General features: G+C 42.9%; 1 protein-coding gene and 1 pseudogene. One reads left to right on the top strand and one right to left on the bottom strand.

Features of this window, described 5'->3' with window-relative positions; translation table 11 throughout:
- The coding region (gene ada / locus F6K49_RS37165) for a bifunctional DNA-binding transcriptional regulator/O6-methylguanine-DNA methyltransferase Ada (protein ID WP_293105045.1) at positions 1–1,073 on the bottom strand (1,073 nt) is incomplete at its 3' end.
- Positions 1,074–1,787: 714 nt separating this feature from the next.
- On the opposite strand from ada, the pseudogene F6K49_RS37160 reads away from it, so the two are divergent.
- Positions 1,788–1,948 (top strand): annotated as a pseudogene (locus F6K49_RS37160) (IS701 family transposase); the annotation flags it as partial.

The following is a 1,948-nucleotide window of genomic DNA, read 5'->3' as shown; positions in this document are numbered from 1 at the left end:
GTAAAGGTTTGTACTGCTTCGCGTTCTAGTAAGGCACGTTTGCGTTTGCATCCCCAACGGTAACCTTTTAAAGTATTGTCACTGCCAACAACACGATGACAGGGAATAGCAATGGCAAGCTGATTCGCTGCACAGGCACGAGCCACCGCACGAACTGCTTTAGGATTACCAATCTGCTGAGCGATCTCAGCGTAGCTAGCGGTACTACCAGGTGGAATATCTTGGAGTGTTCTCCAAACACGCTGCTGGAAAGCAGTCCCCTGAATGTCAAGGGGTAGATTCAGTCCTTGCTGAGGTATCTCTATAAAGGCAATAACCTGTTCAATCCAAAGAGCGAAAGTTGAGTCACTTTCATGAACTTGGGCATTGGGAAACTGGTTTTGTAACTGCTCAATCAAAGCTTCTTCAGTATCACCCAAGCTAATTGCACAAATTCCTTGTGTTGTTGCGGCAACCAATACCCAACCCAACCACGATGGCTTGACGGCAAACCGAATTTCGATTACATCTGCACCCTGCTGATATTTAGTAGGTGTCATCCCTAACATCATCGTTGATTTATCGTAGAAACTGCTACTTGTCTTAAACTCCGCATTGTAAATTGCCTGAGTCACTGGGGTTCCCTGATTTAATTCTTTACGCATTCGCTTTGCTTGATGGGCATTGACATACTCTTTGGGTGTAACGCCAAGCATTTTTTTAAACAAACGATGAAAGTGATACTGGCTTAGTCCTACTATCTTAGCAATTTTCTGAAGAAATAAAGGTTCTTCCGATTGCTCAATGAGTTTGCAGATCTGAGCAATCGTTTCTATTTGTTGCTGATCAGATAAAACGCCATTAGGCTGACATCGCTTACAGGGACGAAATCCTGCCTTTTCAGCATTGGCACAACATTCAAAGAATACAACGTTTTTCTGGTTTGGCAGGCGTGATGGACAGGTTGGGCGACAGTATACTCGTGTAGTTTGAACTGCATATAGAAACTCACCATCAGCCTGTGGATTGCGTTGTACAAGTGCCTCCCAACGCTGAGCATCCGTTGAAAATGATGGAACTAGGGTACTGTTCATAATAACCTCCTCTGTTCATCCTGTTTAAGATGATATGGGATTCAACTCAACACTACCATCTATTTCTTGCGGTCTAATCTAATCCCTCTTCTGCCACTTTCCCAGAGAGCTTACTACGTAAGCCTTTTAGGTCAAGAGATACAGACGACTATAATACGATAAGATTATTTTTGTATTTCTGATTAGTAAAAAATCTAGCGATCGCCCTGGGGGGTGCGACTTGTCGCCCCCCAGCTAAACTCAGATCTTGCACCAGTACAAAAAAACTTCCTAACCAAAAAACAGCAATCAATTTTCATGCCCAAAAAGTCAAATCCTAGCCCTTTTCCCCTGAAGGGGGTGATAAGGGAGCTAGAAGGTAGACTGAATCAACTTCATGGCTCTTTGACCCCTCTGAAAAAAGGGGAGTTTATTGCCTTTAGTTTTCATTATCGGTTGAGGGAACAGAGCTGCTAATCTTTCAATTCTAACTTGTTTATGAAATTGTACCAGCCCTACCAACACTTGAAGCGTGAGAAATTTAGTGGCGTTTAATCGACTTTGAAGATGAGTCTGATAAAATTGAGGTAACATTTATCAATATAAGGGTCTTGTTGACAATCGAGACCGTTCTTTTTCTACCACAAGTTGCTCTAATTCTCAAGCTATAAGGCTTGTAGCTGGGTTGTCACCCCCTCAGGTTTCGACAACAGCACGGCGACATCAGCGACATCTACTTTTATTCTTTGGCATCAATCAACTGGGAGATTGCGAAGACGATGAGCATCGAAACCTTTAAAGACATTTACTGAAGCAATAGATGCTTTTTGCAGTGCCATGTCTTGCCGTTTTGTTCATTGGCTCCAGGAAAATCCGGACGTATTTATCAGATCTAA

The sequence above is a fragment of the Moorena sp. SIO3I6 genome, from assembly GCF_010672095.1.
Note: the sequence above shows the minus strand (reverse complement) of the source record. Positions and strands in the feature narration are given on the sequence as shown.